This is a genomic window from Hymenobacter chitinivorans DSM 11115 (assembly GCF_002797555.1).
Classification (GTDB): domain Bacteria; phylum Bacteroidota; class Bacteroidia; order Cytophagales; family Hymenobacteraceae; genus Hymenobacter; species Hymenobacter chitinivorans.
Map to the genome: position 1 here is coordinate 512197 of NZ_PGFA01000001.1, position 17904 is coordinate 530100.

Genomic DNA, 17904 nt, shown 5'->3' on the forward strand with positions numbered 1-17904 from the left:
ATATATGAATTTCCAACCGCTGACTCCTGACCTTGTGGCCGCCTTCGAGCAAATTGTGGGCGAAGCGTATGTGCTTACTGCCCAGCGCGTAGAAGCCGACGTGTACGCCGACTATGGCCGTGACCACACCGAAGATTTGCATTTTGCCCCGGACGTGGTACTTCGTCCCGGCAACGTTGAGGAAATTAGTAAAATTGTGCGGCTCTGCCACGAGCACCACGTGCCCGTCACGGCCCGGGGCGCGGGCACGGGCCTGAGTGGCGGGGCCCTGCCCGTGCACCACGGCGTGGTGCTGAGCACCGAGCGGCTCAACCGCATTATTCAGATTGATGAGCGCAACCTGCAGGCTACCGTCGAGCCGGGCGTCATCAACGAGGCGTTCCAGGTGGCGGTAAAGGAAGTCGGCCTGTTTTACCCGCCCGACCCGGCCAGCAAGGGTAGCTGCTCACTGGGCGGCAACCTGGCCCACAGCAGCGGCGGCCCCAAAGCCGTGAAGTACGGCACCACCCGCGACTACGTCCTGAACCTAGAAGTGGTGCTGCCTACCGGCGACGTTATCTGGACGGCGGCCAATACGCTCAAGAACTCAACCGGCTACAATCTCACCCAGCTCATGGTGGGCTCGGAAGGCACGCTGGGTATCATCACCAAGGTTGTGTTTCGGCTGCTGCCTTACCCGCAACACAATATTCTGATGCTGGTGCCTTTCCGGCGGGAAGAGCAGGCCGCCGAAGCCGTGTCGGCCGTGTTCCGGGCCGGCGTAATTCCTTCGGGCATGGAATTTATGGAGCGCGAGGCCATAGCCTGGTCGTCGGACTATCTGAAAATCCCGCTCACCTTACCCGAAGACATCAAGGCCCACCTGCTCATCGAGCTCGACGGGCAGGATATGGACCAGCTTTATAAGGAAGCTGAGCAGGTATACGGGGTGCTGGAGCGCTACGACGTGGGCGAAATACTGCTGGCCGACAATGCTACGCAGAAGGACGAGCTCTGGAAAATCCGGCGCAACATTGGCAATTCGGTGCGCTACAACTCCGTGTATAAGGAGGAAGACACCGTGGTGCCCCGGGCTGAGCTGCCCACGCTGCTGCGGGGCGTGAAGGAAATTGGGGCCCGCTACGGGTTCAAGAGCGTGTGCTACGGCCACGCCGGCGACGGGAACCTACACGTGAACATCATCCGCGGCAACCTGACCGACGAGCAGTGGAACGTGGGCCTGCGCCAGCCGATTACCGAGATTTTCGAGCTTTGCGTCAAGCTCGGCGGCACTATCAGCGGGGAGCATGGCATTGGGCTGGTGCAGAAAGGCTACATCGGCATTGCCCTGCAGGAAACCAACCTGGAGCTGATGCGCGGCATCAAGAAGGTATTTGACCCGCACGGTATTCTGAACCCGGGCAAAATCTTCTAGCCTGATCCACGGATTCGACGGGTTTCTCGCACTAGCCGGATTTGGGGGCTGGTACTTCAATATAAAAAGGCCACCCAAGCGGGTGGCCTTTTTGGTTGGCTTTGTCTTTCGTTTGGATTCTGAATAAGCCGAATAAGCCAAATGAGCCAAATGAGCCGAACGGTGCAAAACGGCCGTGTCGGCCACAAAATCCGAGAGATTCGTCGAACCCGTGGTTACGACTGGTCGCCTTTGAGTTTGTCTTCGCCGCCGTAGGGAGCTCCGGCGGTAATGTCGCCGCGCAGGCCGCCCTGCGACACGCCGGGCTGGGTGCTGGGCTGCTGGGAAGTAGTGGAGTTGTCGTCGGATTCTACCTCGGGGCCGGAGGCCGCATCGGCGCCGCCTACCATGGAAGCGGTGCTGGGCTGGCCGTTGCCGGTAATAATGGTAGGCTGCTCCCCAACGGGGCCGGCCAACGCATTTACTTTCTCTACGTATTGGCGCTTGGCATCGTCCTCGCTGACGCCTTTAAACTTGCTCCAGGAGTCCCACTGCGCCTGCGACATGCCTGCGTAGCCGCTCGGGTTATCGGGCGAGTCGTCGCCGACTACTTCACCTTTGGTATCATGGTCGCCCTCGGTAGCCTGCTTGTAGAGTCCGTAGAGCTCGGTCATATGAGCGGCAGCTTTGTCGCCCGGCAGGCCGTCTACGCGCGCTACTGCGGCTTCAAACTGCTGTTGTAAATCCATTTGCTGCTGAAGATCCATTGGTCAGGAATAGCTAAAGGGTGGAAGAGTTAGATGAGTTTACTAGCATGGCACGGCTTTGGTTGCGGGGGCGCACTGCTAAGTTTTTCAGAAAGTAAGTGCGCAGAGTTCGTACTTTTGCCCGCCAATTATGTGTGGAATCACCGGAGTATTCGCTTTTACCGACGCAGGACGCCGCTCGCTGTCCGCGTTGCATGCCTCAACCGACGCTATTGTTAGCCGCGGGCCTGATTCTCAGGGGCATTTTGTGTACGACCGTTGTGGTCTGGGCTTTCGTCGCCTGGCCATTCTCGACCTCACGGCCGACGGCAACCAGCCGATGTCCGACGAGTCGGGCCGCTACACGATTGTCTTCAACGGGGAGATTTTTAACTTCAAGGAGCTACGCCAAAAGCTCATCAAGAAGGGCCACAAGTTTCACTCCCAGACCGATACCGAGGTAATTTTGAACCTGTATATCTCGGAAGGCCGGGGCTTTCTGAAAAAGCTTAACGGCTTTTTTGGCTTGGCCATCTACGACAAGGAGGAAGATTCGCTCTTCATTGCCCGCGACCGGATGGGGGAGAAGCCCCTGCTCGTGTACCGCGACGAAGACAAAATGTTCTTTGCCTCGGAGATGAAGTCGCTGCTGGCCCTGGGCGTACCGCGCAAGCTCGATTACGTAGCCCTGAGCCATTATTTGCAGCTCAACTACATTCCCGGCCCGGCCACCATTTTCAAGGGCGTCAAGAAATTGCTGCCCGGCCACTACCTCTTTATTAAGGGAGGCAAAGTGGTCAAGAAGCGCTATTACAAGATTCCGTACGACCCCAAGAAGGTCGCCAAAACCAAGCTCAGCTACGAGGAGCAGCAGAAAAAGCTGGTTTCCCTGCTCGACGACGCCACGGCCCGCCGCCTGGTGGCCGACGTGCCCCTGGGTGCCTTCCTCAGCGGGGGCATCGACTCGTCGGTAATTGTGGCCCTGGCCTCGCGCCACACCCAGCACCTGAATACGTTCAGCATCGGCTACCGCGACGAGCCCTTCTTCGACGAAACCAAGTACGCCAAGCTGGTGGCCGAGCGCTACAAAACCAACCACACGGTTTTCTCGCTCACCAACCAGGACCTTTACGACCATATCTTCGACGTGCTCGACTACATCGACGAGCCGTTTGCCGATTCTTCGGCCCTGGCGGTCTACATTCTCAGCAAGCGGACCCGCGAGAAGGCCACGGTGGCTTTGTCGGGCGACGGGGCCGATGAGATGTTTGCCGGCTACAACAAGCACATGGGCGAGTTTCAGGTGCGGCAGGGCGGCTTCAAGGCCGAGGCCGTCACGGGGCTGAACCTGCTCTGGGACGTGCTGCCTAAGTCGCGCAACTCGTTTTTCGGCAACCGCATCCGGCAGTTTCAGCGTTTTTCGCGCGGTATGCTCAGCGGGCCAAAAGACCGGTACTGGGACTGGGCTTCGTTTGTGAGTGAGAAAGATGCCCGCAACCTGCTCAGCGTCGACAGCCGCCGCAAGGTGGGCAAGAAGCTGGCCGAGAAGCGCCGGAAGGATATTCTCCAGCATCTGCACGCCGATGGCGACCTGAACGAAGTGCTGCTCACCGACATGAATCTGGTGCTGCCCTACGACATGCTGGCCAAGGTGGACCTGATGAGCATGGCTAACTCCCTGGAGGTGCGCCCCCCGTTCCTGGACCCCAACGTAGTGAACTTCGCCTTCTCGCTGCCCGTCGAGAGCAAGATTGACGCGAAGATGAAGAAGAAGATCGTGCAGGATGCCTTCCGGCCCATGCTGCCCGAGGAACTCTATAAGCGCCCCAAGCACGGCTTCGAAGTGCCTCTGCTCAAGTGGTTCCGCAACGAACTGCGCCCTCTGATTGAGGACGACCTGCTTTCGGATGACTTCATTGAAGCCCAGGGAATCTTCAGCGTAGACGGTATTAGGGCCCTGAAAACTCAACTTTTTTCGCGCAACCCCGGCGACGTTCATGCTCGTATCTGGGCGCTTATTGTGTTTCAGCACTGGTGGAAGCGGCATATGATGCACGCCTAAGCCAGGGCTCTAATGGCCTCTTCATTCTTTGCCCGACCCCTTGATGACCTCAGCTTCTACCCCTTTTGCACCTAGCGTTCAGTTTCAAACGTTATCCATCGTTATTCCGGTTTATAACGAGGCCCGTACAATCCACCAAATTCTAGATTTGCTGCGGGAACTGCAGCTGGTCAATAACATCCGCAAGGAGATAATCCTGGTCAACGATTGTTCCTCCGACAATTCCTCGGAGGTAATCAATGCCTACGCTGCCCGCTACCCCGAGATGGGTCTGCGCCTGCTCCAGCACGCCGTAAACCAGGGCAAAGGCGCGGCCCTGCACACGGGTATCCGCGAGGCTACCGGCGACTACGTCATCATTCAGGATGCCGACTTGGAATACGACCCGGAGGAGTACAACCTGCTCATTAAGCCTATCCTCAAGGGCTTTGCCGACGTGGTATTTGGCTCACGGTTTATGGGCGGTAATCCGCACCGCATTCTGTTCTTCTGGCACAGCCTCGGCAACCAGATGCTCACCTTCCTGAGCAACATGTGCACGGACCTGAACCTGACCGACATGGAAACCTGCTACAAGCTGTTCCGCCGCGACATTATTCAGGGCCTGAAACTGGAGGAAAACCGCTTTGGCTTTGAGCCCGAAGTAACGGCTAAAGTCTCGCGCGTGAAGGACGTGCGCATTTATGAGGTGGGCATTAGCTACTACGGCCGCACCTACGCGGAGGGCAAAAAGATTGGCTGGCGCGACGGGTTCCGGGCTATTTACTGCATTCTCAAGTACGGCTTGTTCGGCCGCTAAGCGGGAGCTAAACCATTGTGCGCTTATTTGTTGGTTTGCCCTCCGCATGAAATTTGTTAAGTACTTCATCAGCTTTCTGTTTGTCGTAGCGCTGGCTGTTGGCATCAGTTTTATACTCATGCCCCGGGCTGCGCTGGTAGAAATGCTGGTCCATCAAGTCGGCTTAGCTGCCTACGCCGACAAGATCAAAGGTTTACTGACCGAAAGCCTACTGGTCAAGGCCAAGGTTGGCTTAGGAGTCCTGGAACTGGGGCTGGGCCTGCTCCTGGCGGCCCTGTGGTATTTCTGGCCCAGCATTGAGGCGTATCTACGCACTCTGGGCCAGCAGGCTAGGCAACTAGGAGCCTACCTGACTACTGTGCTCCGGCCCTGGACGTTTGGGCAGCGGCTGGTCCTGTTCGGGCTGTTTTTGGTTCTCACCTTCCTGCTGTTCTACTGCGCCTACTCCATTCCGTTTATCTACGACGAGCTGTACACGTACATTGCCTTCAGCTCCCGGGGCCCGGTTGTGTCGCTGGTGTTCTACCCGTTTCCCAACAACCACGTGCTGGTGTCAGTGCTGGCGGGAGCCCTGCTGAAGGTAGTCGGCTCCGTGGTGTTCGGCATGCGCGCCACCACGGTTCTGAGCAGCATGCTGCTGTACTGGGTTTTGGTCGTTGGGCTGCAGCGCTGGGTGCGGCCCGTCGTGGTGCTGACGGCGCTGATTTTCTTTTTCGGCCTCGATATGGTGCTGCTCTACAGCTTTATGGCCCGGGGCTACACCATCATTCTCCTGTGCACTGCCGTCAGCTTCTGCGTGGTGCCCGAACTGCTCAAGCCCCAGAGCCGCTACCGGCAGCTAAGCTGGCTGCTACTGGGCTTGGTTTCCATCGTGGGTATGGCGGCCATCCTTACTTACGTGTACTGCTTTGCCAGCATTATGATCCTGCTGGGCATTTACGCCCTGCTCAAGCGTCAACCCAAAATAAGCCAGCTCATTGTACTGGGCCTGCTGGTAGTAGCAGGAGTGGCGCTGTTCTACACGCCCCTTGTTATAGTGTCGGGGTTGTCGGCCCTAATCAAAAACAAGTACGTAGTGCCCATTTCCCGGCCCGAAGTGCTGCACAAGATGCTGCCCGCCATGGGCGACTTGATCTACGCTTTTTTCACGTTCAAAGCCCTCGGTTGGGTGTGGCTGCTGGTGCTGGTGCTGGGCGCCGTGGCTTTCTGGCGCCGCCGCTCGGCTGGGGCACTGCCCCAGCCGCTGGCGGTGCTAAGCCTGCTCATGCTGGTGCTGCCCATGTTCTTTATGCTGGCGCAGTCGGTAGTACCCTACGAGCGGTGCTGGCAATACCTGGCCGTGCCGCTGGCGTATCTGCTGGCCCTGGCCCTGGAAGCCGCGTTGGCCAGCTTTGGCCCCCGGCCGACGGGCTTCGGTTGGCTCGTTAGCCCGGCAATGGCCACGCTGATGTTTGCCCTAACGGTGCGTAGCGCCTGGGGTTTTTACCAGAAGCTGTACGAGCACGAACACCATTCTTTCTCTTACCGCCGGGTGGGGGAGCTGCTCACCGAGCAAGGATTCCGCCTGCCAGTAGCATCACCGCCAACGTACCTGGTCGACAGCTTTTTGGCGGATGGTAACGTGGAGTACGACTTCACGACCCAGCACCGCACCTTCAAGCGCCAGCGGCTCGACGTGCACCCCCAGCGGCTCGACTCGGTAGCTGGTCCCGCGCTGGTGATCCACGATAAGCACTTCGGCCTTGAACCAGCCAAGTATCTGACCGGTCATCCGGCCCAAACGCTTTACGATGACCAGCACGTGACGGTATTTTTAGTAAACTCGGCACCGGTAAAGCCCTAATCCAGAAAAGGTTTCTTCACCCCGGATTCCTCTCTTTGTCTCTCCAACTGAATATAGTTCAAACTCTTCCCGTATGAAAATCGCAGTAGTAGGTACCGGCTATGTAGGGCTGGTCACCGGCACGTGCTTCGCCGAGGTCGGAATTGATGTTACCTGCATTGATATCGACCAGAAGAAAATTGATAACCTGCACAAAGGTATTCTGCCCATCTATGAGCCCGGGCTGGAGGAAATGGTGAGCCGTAACGTCGAGAAAGGACGTTTGCACTTCTCCACAAGTCTAGCTGACGGTATCAAGGATGCCGACGTGGCCTTTATTGCCGTGGGTACGCCGCCCGGCGAAGACGGGTCCGCCGATTTGAAATACGTGCTGGCCGTGGCGCGCGGTATCGGCGAAAATATGAACAGCTACGGCGTTATCGTGACCAAGAGCACGGTGCCAGTGGGTACGGCGGCCAAGGTGCGGGCCGAAATCGAGCAGGCCCTGGCCAAGCGCGGGGCCGACATTGAATTCGACGTGGCGTCCAACCCCGAATTCCTCAAAGAAGGCGCCGCCATCGACGACTTCCTCAAGCCCGACCGGATTGTGGTGGGCGTGGCTTCGGCCCGCGCCGAGGAAGTGATGAGCAAGCTCTACAAGCCCTTCCTGCTCAACGGCCACCCAATTATCTTCATGGATATCCCGTCGGCTGAAATGACGAAATATGCGGCCAACTCCATGCTGGCTACTAAAATTTCGTTTATGAACGACATTGCCAACCTCTGCGAAATCATGGGCGCCGACGTGAACATGGTCCGCAAGGGTATTGGCTCCGACGCCCGCATCGGGACCAAGTTCATTTACCCCGGCATCGGCTACGGTGGCTCCTGCTTTCCCAAAGACGTGAAGGCCCTCATCAAAACGGCCGCCGAAAACGGCTACCAGATGCAGGTGCTCAAGGCCGTGGAAAGCGTGAACGAAGCCCAGAAGGAGGTCCTCTTCGACAAAGTCAGCAAGCACTTCGGCGGGAATTTGAAAGGCAAGAAAATGGCCGTGTGGGGCCTCTCGTTCAAGCCCAAAACCGACGACATGCGTGAGGCGCCCTCCTTGGTTATCATTGAGAAGCTGCTCGACGCGGGCTGCACCGTCTCGGCTTACGACCCGGTGGCCATGGAAGAGGCCAAACACTCGCTCGGCGACCGTATCACCTACGCCAAAGACGAATTCGCGGCTCTGATTGACGCCGACGCCCTACTGGTCGTGACCGAGTGGCCCGACTTCCGCTCGCCCAACTTTGAGGTGGTGGCCCGCCTGATGAAGCAAAAAACTATCTTCGATGGCCGTAACATCTACGACGCCAAAGAGCTGCACGAGGCTGGCTTCACCTACCACTGCATCGGCATCCGAACCGACCACAAAGAACCCGTCGCTTAGTTGTTAGTAGCTGGTTGTCAGTTGTTGGGCATATAGTAGCCCGGGTAACTGCCAACTAAAAACGAACAACCAACCACTAACAACTACACCACATGTCTGATAAGAAACGCATTCTGATTACCGGCGGCGCGGGCTTTCTGGGCTCCCACCTCTGCGACCGGTTCCTGAAGGAAGGGTACCATGTTATTGCCATGGACAACCTCATTACCGGGGACCTGGCCAACATTGAGCACCTGTTTGGCCGCGAGGATTTCGAGTTTCACCACGCTGATGTGTCGAAGTTCGTCTTCGTGCCCGGCCAGCTGGATTACATCCTGCACTTCGCCTCGCCCGCTTCGCCCATCGACTACCTCAAGATTCCGATTCAAACCCTGAAAGTAGGCTCGCTCGGCACCCACAACCTGCTGGGCCTGGCCCGGGTGAAAGGGGCCCGCATGCTGATTGCCAGCACCTCGGAAGTATATGGCGACCCGGAAATTCACCCCCAGGTAGAGGAGTATTTCGGCAACGTAAACCCCGTGGGCCCGCGTGGCTGCTACGATGAAGCCAAGCGCTTTCAGGAAGCCATTACCATGGCCTACCACAACCACCACGGCCTGGAGACGCGCATCGTGCGCATCTTCAATACTTATGGCCCGCGCATGCGCTTGAACGACGGCCGCGTGTTGCCGGCTTTCCTCTCGCAGGCTCTGCGCGGCGAAAACCTGACCGTGTTCGGCGACGGCTCGCAGACGCGCTCCTTCTGCTACGTGGACGACCTGATTGAGGGCATTTACCGCCTGCTGCTGAGCGACTACGCCCTGCCCGTAAACATTGGTAACCCCGACGAAATCACCATCAAGGAGTTCGGCGAAGAAATTGCCAAGCTTATGAACGTCGAGTTCAAGCCCACCTACCAGGAACTGCCCCAGAACGACCCGATGAAGCGCAAGCCCGACATCACCAAGGCCAAGGAAATTCTGGGTTGGGAGCCGCAGGTTAGCCGCGCCGAGGGGCTGCGCCGCACCCTGGAGTACTTTAAGGAGCACGTGCAGGTAGCTGCCGCCGGGCAGGTCAACAATACACCGCGTACGTTTTAAGCCGTTTTCCGTCGCACATGCAAAAGCCACATTTAATTGAGTTTCCCAAGCTGGGTGCTTCCGACATCGGGTACATTTCCGTGGGCGAAGCCAACGGCCTGATTCCGTTCACGGTAGAGCGCACGTTCTGGACGTACTACACGCCCGAAAGCATCGTGCGCGGGCGCCACGCCCACCATGTTACCGAGCAGGTGCTGATTGCCGTGGCTGGCCGCATCATCGTCACGACGGAAATGCCCGATGGGGAGGTGCAGACCTTCGTGCTCGAGTCGCCCCACCAGGGCGTGTACGTGCCCCCGAATGCCTGGCACACCATGCAGTACTCGCACACGGCCGTGCAGCTGGTTTTTGCCTCGACGCGGTACAATGAGCAGGACTACATCCGGAAATACGAAAACTTCCGCGAGGTATGGGGGCCGAAGTAAACGCTGAACTGGTAGCTGCCCGGGCCGATAAGCTGTTCTTTTATTCGCCCTACAACTTCCTGCGTCCGCTCGACGTGGCCACGCAGCAGCGCCTGTTCGGAACCGGTGCTGCTGCCGACTACGCCACCGACCCCCACCACCGGGTGTTTGAGTTTGCCCAGGATGGCGCTACCGTTCAGTTTTTGTACGCCTTTTTGCCCTGGGATACTGATTTTTTCCAGGCTCCGGTGTACAAGGTGTTTACGGCCCTCTTCACGGCCGAAACCCCGGCCGCAGTGCTGGCCGCTGCCGCCGCCGCGTTTCGGCGGCAGCTGGGGCAGGAGGGAGCGGCCTACTGCTTTGCCGAGCTGCCCGCCGAAGATACCCGCGTGGCCCAGGCCCTGGGGGATGCCGGCTGGCGCCTGGTAGAAACCCGCCTCACGTATTTCCACGACGCGGTACAACGCTTCGAGCAGCCCCGGTTTGCCGTGCGCTCCGCCCGCAAGGAGGAGGCCGCCGCTATTGGGGCCATTTCGGCCGCGGCCCGCAACGAGTACGACCGGTTTCATGCCGACCAGTGGTTTGGAGGCGACACCGGGGACCGGTTTTTGGCCCGTTATGCCTCGGCTGCCGTGGAAGGCTACTGCGACGACGTGCTGGTGCCCGCTGAGCCCAACTTGCCCGTCGACTCCTTTCTGGCCATCAGCGACCTGCGCGCCCACGCGGCCAGCCTGCACTCCGGGTTTTCCCGGGTGGTACTCACGGCCGTGGGCCCGGCCAACCGGGGCTGGCACCTTAAATTGGTGTCGGAAACGGTGCAGCGGGCCCGGCAAAACGGGGCCGAGTACGTGCTGATGACTACCCAAGCTACTAACCGGGCTGTATTTCGGACCTGCGAGAAATTAAATTTTAAAGTCGGCGGTTGCGGCCATGTGCTGGCGTGCTCCCAATTCAACTAGTTCATCATGAAAGTTCCTTTTCTTTCCTTTACTCCCCAGAATCAGGCCGTTCGTACCGAGGTGCTGGACGCCATGAGCCGGGTATTCGATTCGCAGTGGTACGTGCTCGGCGAAGCGGTTAAGCAGTTCGAAGCCGAGTATGCCCGGTTTTCTACCACGACTGAGTGCATCGGGGTGGCCAACGGTTTGGATGCCTTGCATCTGGCCCTGAAAGCTCTCGACGTGAAGGAAGGCGACGAGGTAATCGTGCCGTCGAACACCTACATTGCCACTTGGCTGGCAATTTCCTTTGTGGGCGCGACACCCATTCCGGTGGAGCCCAACCCAACGACGTATAACCTCGACCCGGCCCGGCTGGAAGCGGCCATTACGCCCCGCACCCGCGCCATTATGCCGGTGCACCTCTACGGGCAGGCCTGCGAGATGGACGAAATCATGGCCATTGCCCGGCGCCACAACTTGTACGTGGTAGAGGATAATGCTCAGTCGCAGGGGGCTACCTACAACGGCGGCATCACCGGCAGCTTCGGCGACGTGAATGCCACGAGCTTTTACCCCGGCAAAAACCTGGGTGCCCTCGGCGACGCCGGGGCAGTAACAACCAATGATGCCGAGCTGGCTAAGAAAGTGCGCACCCTGCGCAACTACGGCTCCCAGCAGAAATACTACAACGAGGTAATTGGCCACAACTCCCGCCTCGACGAGCTGCAGGCCGCCGTGCTCAGCGCCAAGCTGCCCCTGCTGATGGAGTGGACGGCCCAGCGCCAGGAAGTAGCGGCTCTCTACAACGAGCAACTGGCTGGTATTGCCGACCTGCATCTGCCGGCTGTGGCCACGGGCGCTTCGCACGTGTACCACCTTTACGTGGTGCGTACCAGCCAGCGCGACGAACTGCAGAAGTACCTCACGGAGCAGGGCATCGGCACGCTGATTCACTACCCGATTCCGCCCCACTTGCAGGAAGCCTACCGCTTTATGAATTTCCAGGCCGGGGCTTTCCCAATTGCCGAGGAGCTGGCCAAAACCTGCCTGAGCTTGCCGATGTGGCCTGGCATGACGCAGGAGCACGTGGCGCTGGTGAGTAGCCACATTCGTACTTTTCTGACTCGCTAAACCTTCGTTTCCAAGGTCCTCTCTTCTTTTTTATGCAAGTTTCTGACCGGGTAACTAGCCCACCGGCAACGGCTGAGTCGCGGGTGCGGGGGGGCTGGCTGCTGGCCTTTGCCGCCGCGATACTACCGTTTCTGCTGCTGGCGTACTACAATTACCCCAGTATCCACGACGACTACTCTAACTCCAACCGCATCATTCGGATGGGACGAATGGAGTTTATCCGGGAACTGTACGCCACCTGGACGGGCCGCTACACGGAGCTTGCCTTAAAAGCCTACCTAGACCCTTTGTCGTACCAGCAAACCACGCTGCTGGCCCGCGTCCAGCCCATAGCCGTTGTGCTGCTGCTGGCTCTGGGCGCTTTCTGCTTTTTTCGCGTGTTGTTGCGCGGTGCCCGCACCTCGGTAGTGCTAGCCTGCGCCTTCCTGCTGACGGTGCTCTACCTGAACGGCTTTGAAATGGCCGGTGCTGCCCTCTACTGGTTTGGGGGCTACACGTCGTACACCGCCGGTATTATTGCTAGCCTGTTTGCCTTTGCGGGCCTGGTAGGGGTACACCGTTATCAGGGCCGGCCGGGGGCGCAACTGCTTAGCCTGCTCGTGGCCGCTGGGTTTGGCATCGTCGCCATTGGTGCCTACGACGTATCAATGATGGCCATCTGCTGGGTGCTGGGCAGTGCGGCCGCCTTGGCCTGGCTGCTCAACAGCCCGGCCAAATGGTGGTTTACCGCCGTGTTTGCCCTGGCCATGATTGGTACTTTCGTGGCCGTGACGGCGCCCGGCAACCGGGTGCGGGCGGCCATGGCGGGCCGCGACCTGGGCGCGGTGCTGAAAAGCCCGCAAGCCATTGTCATCATGGTTAAGAGCGTGTATTTTGCCGTTACGCAAAGCGTTTCCTGGGCAAATAGTCTGCTTCTGCTCCTGGGTAGCCTGCTGCTGGCCGGACTGCTCACGCGGGTGCGGGAATCCGTAGTTTTCAACCTGGGCCGTATTCACCCGGTTCTGCTGGCGTTGTGGCTGCTGGGTGGGGTGGGAGCCATGATTTTTCCCTCCATTCTGGTCTACCAAACGGTGTGGCCCCACAGCTGGCAGTGCGTGTACTTCTACTTCATGTTCGGGTTTAGCTGGCTGCTGACTTCAATATTTGCTCGGTATAGCGCCCATTCCGTGGTGCTAGGTACGCTGGCCAGTGCCAAGGCTTGGCGGCTAACGGCCCTGGCGTTTTGTGCCTTGTGCTTTCTGTCGAGCACTAGCAATACCCAAATGGCGCTTCTGGACGTGGCCGCCAAAGCGCCGGAGCACTACGCCCGGGTACGGCAGCGGGAGCAGTATCTGAAAGACGAAGCCAAGCGAGGCGCCCGCGTTACGGAAATGCGGCCTTTGTACAGCAACGAGGATGCCTACAAAGCTCCCAGCGTGCTGTATACCTACGATTTCAACAACGACGACGCAGTGCAGTACGCTATTTACTATGGCGTCGACAGCGTCGTCATCAAACCCAATCCTTACCACCCGTAAGCGCTGGTTTGAGCCCCGGTTTGGCCTGGCTTTGGGCTAAGTTGGCGGCTTTAATCAAATGGAGCCCTACCTTTGCCCCCTGAGCAGCCTATTGCTCTTTGTCCCGCCGCATCTATGCCCAAGCTCTCAGTTATTATTCCCTGTTACTACAACGAAGGCAATATCCCGGTCACGGCCCAGGCGCTGATTGCAAACGAAGCGGGGTTTCCGCCGGATGTTACCTTCGAATACGTAATGGTGGATGATGGCTCCGGCGACAACACCGTGCGCGAATTACAGCGCTTCCGCGAGCAGTATCCCGACCGGGTACAGGTCGTGGAGCTGGTTAGCAACGTGGGGTCTTACAACGCCATTGCGGCCGGCATGGCCCACGCTACCGGCGACTGCATGGCCATCATCACGGCCGACATGCAGGATCCGCCGGAGCTGATGGTGCAGATGTACGGCTACTGGCTCAAGGGCTTTAAGCTGGTCATCGGTAACCGGCAGGACCGCGAGGAAACCGGCTTGCAAAAGTGGTTTGCTAACTTGTTTCACAAGACGATGAAGAAGGTGGCCCTGTCCAATATTCCGGACGGCGGCTTCGACTTCGTGTTTTTCGACCGGCAGGTGTGCGACGAAGTAGTGCGGCTGAAGGAGCGCAACAGCAACATCTTCTACCTGATGGTGTGGCTGGGCTTTAGCTACGTCAACATTCCCTACGTGCGCCGCAAGCGGGAAATCGGCAAGTCGCGCTGGACCCTGCAGAAGAAAATCAAGCTCTTCATCGACTCCATCCTGTCCTTCTCCTTCTTCCCGATTCGACTCATCTCCATTTTGGGTATGATGCTGGGCGGGGTGGCCCTGGTGTATGGGCTCTACATTCTGGTGATGAAGGCCCTGGGCAACATTAACGCCGCGGGCTGGACTACGCTAATGGTAGTGGTGCTCTTCGTATCAGCTTTTCAGATGGTAGCGTTGGGCATCATTGGGGAGTACGTGTGGCGGGGCCTCGACGCGGCCCGGCAGCGGCCTTTGTACGTAGTAAAAAAAGTGTCGGGACAGGCCGCAAACCTTACCGAACGGGAGTAATCTAGTACCTTCTTGTATTGATATAATTCTTTACGCAACAGTGGTTTAACAGCTCGTCTACTGATAAGCCGGGAGCTCGACGGAATTCTGAAAATAAAGGATTTCCTATATTCGGGCCCCACCGCTCTGCTATGTCAATTAAAAATATTTCTTTGCCACAGCCTGTGGCCCAGAGGTTTAGCCCCCATTTAGAGGCTATCCGGGGCTTTGCAGCGCTGCTGGTGGTGTGGCACCACGCCGTAAGTTTCCCTCGTACGCTTGATCCTCACTACACGGTGCAGGGGTTTTGGGCCTACATGGCACCGTCCCACTTCAGCGTACTGTTGTTTTTCGTGCTGTCGGGGTACGTAATCGGGCTTACCAATCCACGGCCCCTGACTACCACCACCATTCCGCAGTACTTACGCAAGCGGCTTGTGCGGATTTATCCAATCTACGCCGTGTGCATGTTGCTGGCGGTTCTCGTGGGGTGGGGGCAGGGCTATTCCTGGGCTACTGTCATCGGTAATTTTACGTTTTTGCAGATTGCCGTTACGCCTATTATCCACGAAAACTCGCCCGCGTGGTCTTTACACTTCGAGGTCCTGTACTACCTGCTGTTTGTTCCGGTTTCGTTTTTCCGATTGCCTGCGCTGCTCGTGTTAGGCGTATCGTTGGCTATCGGTATCGGCAGCTTGCTTGTTCAGCCGGCTCACCCCTTGCTGGCTTCTTACGGGTTAGGGTTTACTTTTTGGATGGCCGGTCTGACGTTGGCGCACTACGCCGATACTTTACCCACAAAGCAGCCCACCTACCAGTTGCTGCTGGCCTTCTTGTTGCTGTTTGCAAGCTTCCGCGGATTTGATGCCCCCGAAACGATGCTGCGCATGGTGGCCAACAGCCTGATAGGTACCCGGCTGGAACAGGCCCACGGGCACTCTTACGCCAGCATGCTGGCTTTTCGGGACTTGGCCTGGCTTCCGTATGCGGTGCTGGGCATCATGGTCTTTGCCCATAAATCCTTCCGGTTTCAACGCCGCCTGCTGAGCCTGGCCTTTCTGCTGCCTGCTTTTACCTTCTGGCATATTGCCGAAACCTGGCCCGCAGTAGACTGGGCCACCTTCGGCTTGGGCAGTTTGTTCTACCTGCTGGCCGTAATCTGCTTTTTCGTGAGAATTCCGCCGCTTGAGCCCTGGGCCCGCCACTGCATTTCGGGGCTTGGCAAGGTTGGCGGTATTTCCTACGGGCTCTACATTGTGCACTTTCCGCTGCTGCAACTAATGGCCCGCCTGGATTTCTTCGCGGGTTCGGCCCTGACGTTCTGGACCAGATTCGTGGTCTTGCTTATCGTGGCCCTGCTGGCGGCCTATGGGCTGGAAAAGAAATTTCAACCCTGGGTCAGGACTCGTTGGGCGTAGCGGCACTGCGTGTGGTGCTGCTCCGCCGTCATGCCCCCACCGAGCCGCTTACGGTAGTTTGCGGTGGCCGTAAGCGCTGTGCGGCCCCGACTACGGGCCCGCAGCGGCCGTAAAAAACAAGCGTGGCTTGGTCCGCAGCAACCATCGGCGAGCCTACACGTATGGCGGGGCTGAGTTACGAAGCGGTACAAGCAAAATCGGCTGCGCGGTGTAAGGCTTACCCGAAAGCTGTACCTTTGTCCGCTGAACTCAGCCTCGCGCCAAATTTTCTTTTGGTGAGGACGACACGGCCTTCACGCAGTTGGTTGCGTGATTCAGTAGCTCCTCTATGAACACCGGAATTATCCGCTACACCCTCAATAGCGTCCGCTATTACCTGACTACGCCCCAAAAACGCAAAGCCGTCTGGATGTTTATCCTGCTGCTGGTATCCTCGTTTCTGGACGTTATTGGTTTGGCATCCCTCGTGCCCGTGATGATGGTAGCGGCTGAGCCCGGCGGAATTCAAAAAAGCAAGTACCTGCTGCCAGTATACAACAGCCTGGGCTTTGCATCCGACCGGTCGTTTCTGCTGTTCCTGATTATTGTAGTGTTCCTGTTCTTTCTGTTCAAGAACCTCTTCTCCACCTGGGTTAACTACTTGCAGACGCGCTTCACGGCCGAAGTAGGCCTGAGCATTATCAAAACCCAGCTGAGCAAGTACCTGAACTTTCCCTTTTGGTATTTTAATGATCTGGGCTCGTCTAACCTGATCAATAGCACGCTGCAGGTACCCAGTACCTACGTCAATATGATCCTGCGGCCGTTGTTTATTTTCTTCTCGGAAATAGCGGTTGTATTCGTCATTATCGTCGGCATCTTGGTATACAAACCGCTGCTGCTGGCCATTTTGGCTTTTGTGTTGCTGCCTACCACCATGCTCACGTACCGCGCGCTGCGGGCTCGTTCGCAGGCCATCGGCAACCGAATCAACGAGCTGCGGCCCGGCTCCTTTGCCGTTATCAGCGACTTGTTTACCGGCTTTGCCGAGTTGAAGCTGGCCAACAAGCAGGCGCGCTTTCGGGATAAGCTGCTGCGCAACCAGGAGGAGATTCAAAAGCTGGACGCCGAGGCCTACCTCTACACCCTGATACCACTCAAAATGATTGAGATGGTTGCAATTCTGGGGGTGTTAACGATTTTCCTGTACGCCATTTTCGTTCCGGGCTCTTCCAACGACCTTATCACGCTCGTCGGCTTGTTTGCCGCGGCCGCCTACCGCCTGATGCCCTCCGTTAACCGGATGCTGATGGCCATGGTGCAGCTCAAGCAAAACCAGTACACCATCGAAAACCTGGAAGCATTCCGGGAGGAGAAGTACAATGAGGCTCCGCATCCCCAGCAGCTGCCCCTGCGGTTCAAGGAAACTCTAAGCTTCGACAACCTGAGCTTCACTTTTCCTGGCGCCGAGCAGCCCACGCTGCAGGGTATCAATATCACGGTCCGCAAGGGCGAGAAAATCGGGTTTATCGGTAGCTCCGGCTCCGGCAAAACCACGCTGATGAACGTGCTGCTGCGCTTCTACACCGAGCAGCGCGGTCATATCCGCATCGATGGGGAGCCCCTGACGCCCCAGAACCTGGAAGCCTGGCACCGCATTATCGGCTACGTGAAGCAGGATACTTTCCTGATGGAAGCTTCCATCAAGGACAACATCACGCTCGGCGACCCGGAAGTAGACGAGCAGCGCCTGCAGTACGCCCTCGACCAGGCCTCGCTACGCTCGTTCGTGGAGGGCCTGCCCCAGGGCGTCAACACCCACATCGGGGAGCGGGGCTCCAAGCTCTCGGGCGGGCAGCGCCAGCGCATCGGCATTGCCCGCGCCATGTATAAGCAGACCCAGGTGCTGGTGCTGGATGAGGCTACCAGTGCCCTCGACAACGAGACGGAACGGGAAGTGAATGAGGCTATCAACAAGCTTTCCCAAACCGACATTACCATCCTGATTATTGCCCACCGCATCACGACTCTGCGCGAGTGTGACCGGATTTATGAGCTAGGTCAGGGCCAGGTTATTGCTGAGCATCAGTACGACAGCCTGATGCGGCAAATCGTGCAGCCCTAGGCG

General features: G+C 58.0%; 14 protein-coding genes. 13 read left to right on the forward strand and 1 reads right to left on the reverse strand.

Annotated features, from left to right (window positions below; translation table 11 throughout):
* The first annotated feature begins 4 nt into the window (after positions 1–4).
* On the forward strand, positions 5–1414 hold the full coding sequence (locus CLV45_RS01940; RefSeq protein WP_100334713.1) for an FAD-binding oxidoreductase: 1410 nt from the start codon (positions 5–7) through the stop codon (positions 1412–1414).
* 215 nt (positions 1415–1629) lie between these two features.
* On the opposite strand, the gene CLV45_RS01945 is transcribed toward CLV45_RS01940, so the two are convergent.
* Positions 1630–2160 carry an acyl-CoA-binding protein gene (locus CLV45_RS01945; RefSeq protein WP_100334714.1) on the reverse strand — a complete coding sequence of 177 codons (531 nt, stop codon included), beginning with the start codon at positions 2158–2160 and terminating at the stop codon, positions 1630–1632.
* Between the two features lie 130 nt (positions 2161–2290).
* Here CLV45_RS01945 and asnB point away from each other — a divergent pair, with 130 nt between their 5' ends.
* The 12 genes from asnB to CLV45_RS02005 all read left to right on the forward strand — a co-directional run bounded on the left by asnB (position 2291) and on the right by CLV45_RS02005 (position 17901).
* Positions 2291–4201, forward strand: coding sequence for an asparagine synthase (glutamine-hydrolyzing) (asnB, locus tag CLV45_RS01950; RefSeq protein WP_100334715.1), 1911 nt, complete (start codon positions 2291–2293; stop codon positions 4199–4201).
* 43 nt (positions 4202–4244) lie between these two features.
* A complete protein-coding gene (locus tag CLV45_RS01955) occupies positions 4245–5000 on the forward strand; it encodes a glycosyltransferase family 2 protein (protein ID WP_100334716.1) in 756 nt (251 codons plus the stop codon).
* Positions 5001–5046: 46 nt separating this feature from the next.
* The gene (locus CLV45_RS01960; RefSeq protein ID WP_100334717.1) at positions 5047–6843 is read left to right on the forward strand and encodes a hypothetical protein; all 1797 of its coding nucleotides are present in this window, start codon (positions 5047–5049) and stop codon (positions 6841–6843) included.
* Positions 6844–6916: 73 nt separating this feature from the next.
* Positions 6917–8257, forward strand: coding sequence for a UDP-glucose dehydrogenase family protein (locus tag CLV45_RS01965; RefSeq protein ID WP_100334718.1), 1341 nt, complete (start codon positions 6917–6919; stop codon positions 8255–8257).
* A gap of 92 nt (positions 8258–8349) precedes the next feature.
* Entirely contained in the window at positions 8350–9336 is a 987-nt protein-coding gene (locus CLV45_RS01970; protein ID WP_100334719.1) for a UDP-glucuronic acid decarboxylase family protein, read from the forward strand.
* A 17-nt stretch (positions 9337–9353) separates the two neighbouring features.
* Positions 9354–9761, forward strand: coding sequence for a sugar 3,4-ketoisomerase (locus CLV45_RS01975; RefSeq protein ID WP_100334720.1), 408 nt, complete (start codon positions 9354–9356; stop codon positions 9759–9761).
* The gene (locus tag CLV45_RS01980; RefSeq protein WP_100334721.1) at positions 9746–10699 is read left to right on the forward strand and encodes a hypothetical protein; all 954 of its coding nucleotides are present in this window, start codon (positions 9746–9748) and stop codon (positions 10697–10699) included. The genes CLV45_RS01975 and CLV45_RS01980 overlap by 16 nt, the downstream gene beginning before the upstream one ends.
* Before the next feature lie 6 nt (positions 10700–10705).
* A complete protein-coding gene (locus CLV45_RS01985; RefSeq protein WP_100334722.1) occupies positions 10706–11812 on the forward strand; it encodes a DegT/DnrJ/EryC1/StrS family aminotransferase in 1107 nt (368 codons plus the stop codon).
* 32 nt (positions 11813–11844) lie between these two features.
* On the forward strand, positions 11845–13329 hold the full coding sequence (locus CLV45_RS01990) for a DUF6056 family protein (protein WP_157807232.1): 1485 nt from the start codon (positions 11845–11847) through the stop codon (positions 13327–13329).
* Between the two features lie 114 nt (positions 13330–13443).
* Positions 13444–14400, forward strand: a complete 957-nt coding sequence (locus tag CLV45_RS01995; protein WP_100334724.1) for a glycosyltransferase family 2 protein — start codon at positions 13444–13446, stop codon at positions 14398–14400.
* A gap of 131 nt (positions 14401–14531) precedes the next feature.
* Entirely contained in the window at positions 14532–15797 is a 1266-nt protein-coding gene (locus CLV45_RS02000; RefSeq protein ID WP_100334725.1) for an acyltransferase family protein, read from the forward strand.
* A 328-nt stretch (positions 15798–16125) separates the two neighbouring features.
* Positions 16126–17901: an ABC transporter ATP-binding protein gene (locus CLV45_RS02005; RefSeq protein ID WP_100334726.1), complete on the forward strand. Its 1776-nt coding sequence runs from the start codon at positions 16126–16128 to the stop codon at positions 17899–17901.
* Positions 17902–17904: the final 3 nt, after the last annotated feature.

What these genes read in the sequence shown, in the direction of transcription:
- CLV45_RS01955 (WP_100334716.1), top strand. Translation starts at nt 4,245, where the DNA reads ATGACCTCAGCTTCTACCCCTTTTGCACCTAGCGTTCAGTTTCAAACG.
- CLV45_RS02000 (WP_100334725.1), top strand. Translation starts at nt 14,532, where the DNA reads ATGTCAATTAAAAATATTTCTTTGCCACAGCCTGTGGCCCAGAGGTTT.
- CLV45_RS01960 (WP_100334717.1), top strand. Translation starts at nt 5,047, where the DNA reads ATGAAATTTGTTAAGTACTTCATCAGCTTTCTGTTTGTCGTAGCGCTG.
- CLV45_RS01995 (WP_100334724.1), top strand. Translation starts at nt 13,444, where the DNA reads ATGCCCAAGCTCTCAGTTATTATTCCCTGTTACTACAACGAAGGCAAT.
- CLV45_RS01990 (WP_157807232.1), top strand. Translation starts at nt 11,845, where the DNA reads ATGCAAGTTTCTGACCGGGTAACTAGCCCACCGGCAACGGCTGAGTCG.
- CLV45_RS02005 (WP_100334726.1), top strand. Translation starts at nt 16,126, where the DNA reads ATGAACACCGGAATTATCCGCTACACCCTCAATAGCGTCCGCTATTAC.
- CLV45_RS01945 (WP_100334714.1), bottom strand. Translation starts at nt 2,160, where the DNA reads ATGGATCTTCAGCAGCAAATGGATTTACAACAGCAGTTTGAAGCCGCA.
- asnB (WP_100334715.1), top strand. Translation starts at nt 2,291, where the DNA reads ATGTGTGGAATCACCGGAGTATTCGCTTTTACCGACGCAGGACGCCGC.
- CLV45_RS01940 (WP_100334713.1), top strand. Translation starts at nt 5, where the DNA reads ATGAATTTCCAACCGCTGACTCCTGACCTTGTGGCCGCCTTCGAGCAA.
- CLV45_RS01970 (WP_100334719.1), top strand. Translation starts at nt 8,350, where the DNA reads ATGTCTGATAAGAAACGCATTCTGATTACCGGCGGCGCGGGCTTTCTG.
- CLV45_RS01985 (WP_100334722.1), top strand. Translation starts at nt 10,706, where the DNA reads ATGAAAGTTCCTTTTCTTTCCTTTACTCCCCAGAATCAGGCCGTTCGT.
- CLV45_RS01965 (WP_100334718.1), top strand. Translation starts at nt 6,917, where the DNA reads ATGAAAATCGCAGTAGTAGGTACCGGCTATGTAGGGCTGGTCACCGGC.
- CLV45_RS01975 (WP_100334720.1), top strand. Translation starts at nt 9,354, where the DNA reads ATGCAAAAGCCACATTTAATTGAGTTTCCCAAGCTGGGTGCTTCCGAC.
- CLV45_RS01980 (WP_100334721.1), top strand. Translation starts at nt 9,746, where the DNA reads ATGGGGGCCGAAGTAAACGCTGAACTGGTAGCTGCCCGGGCCGATAAG.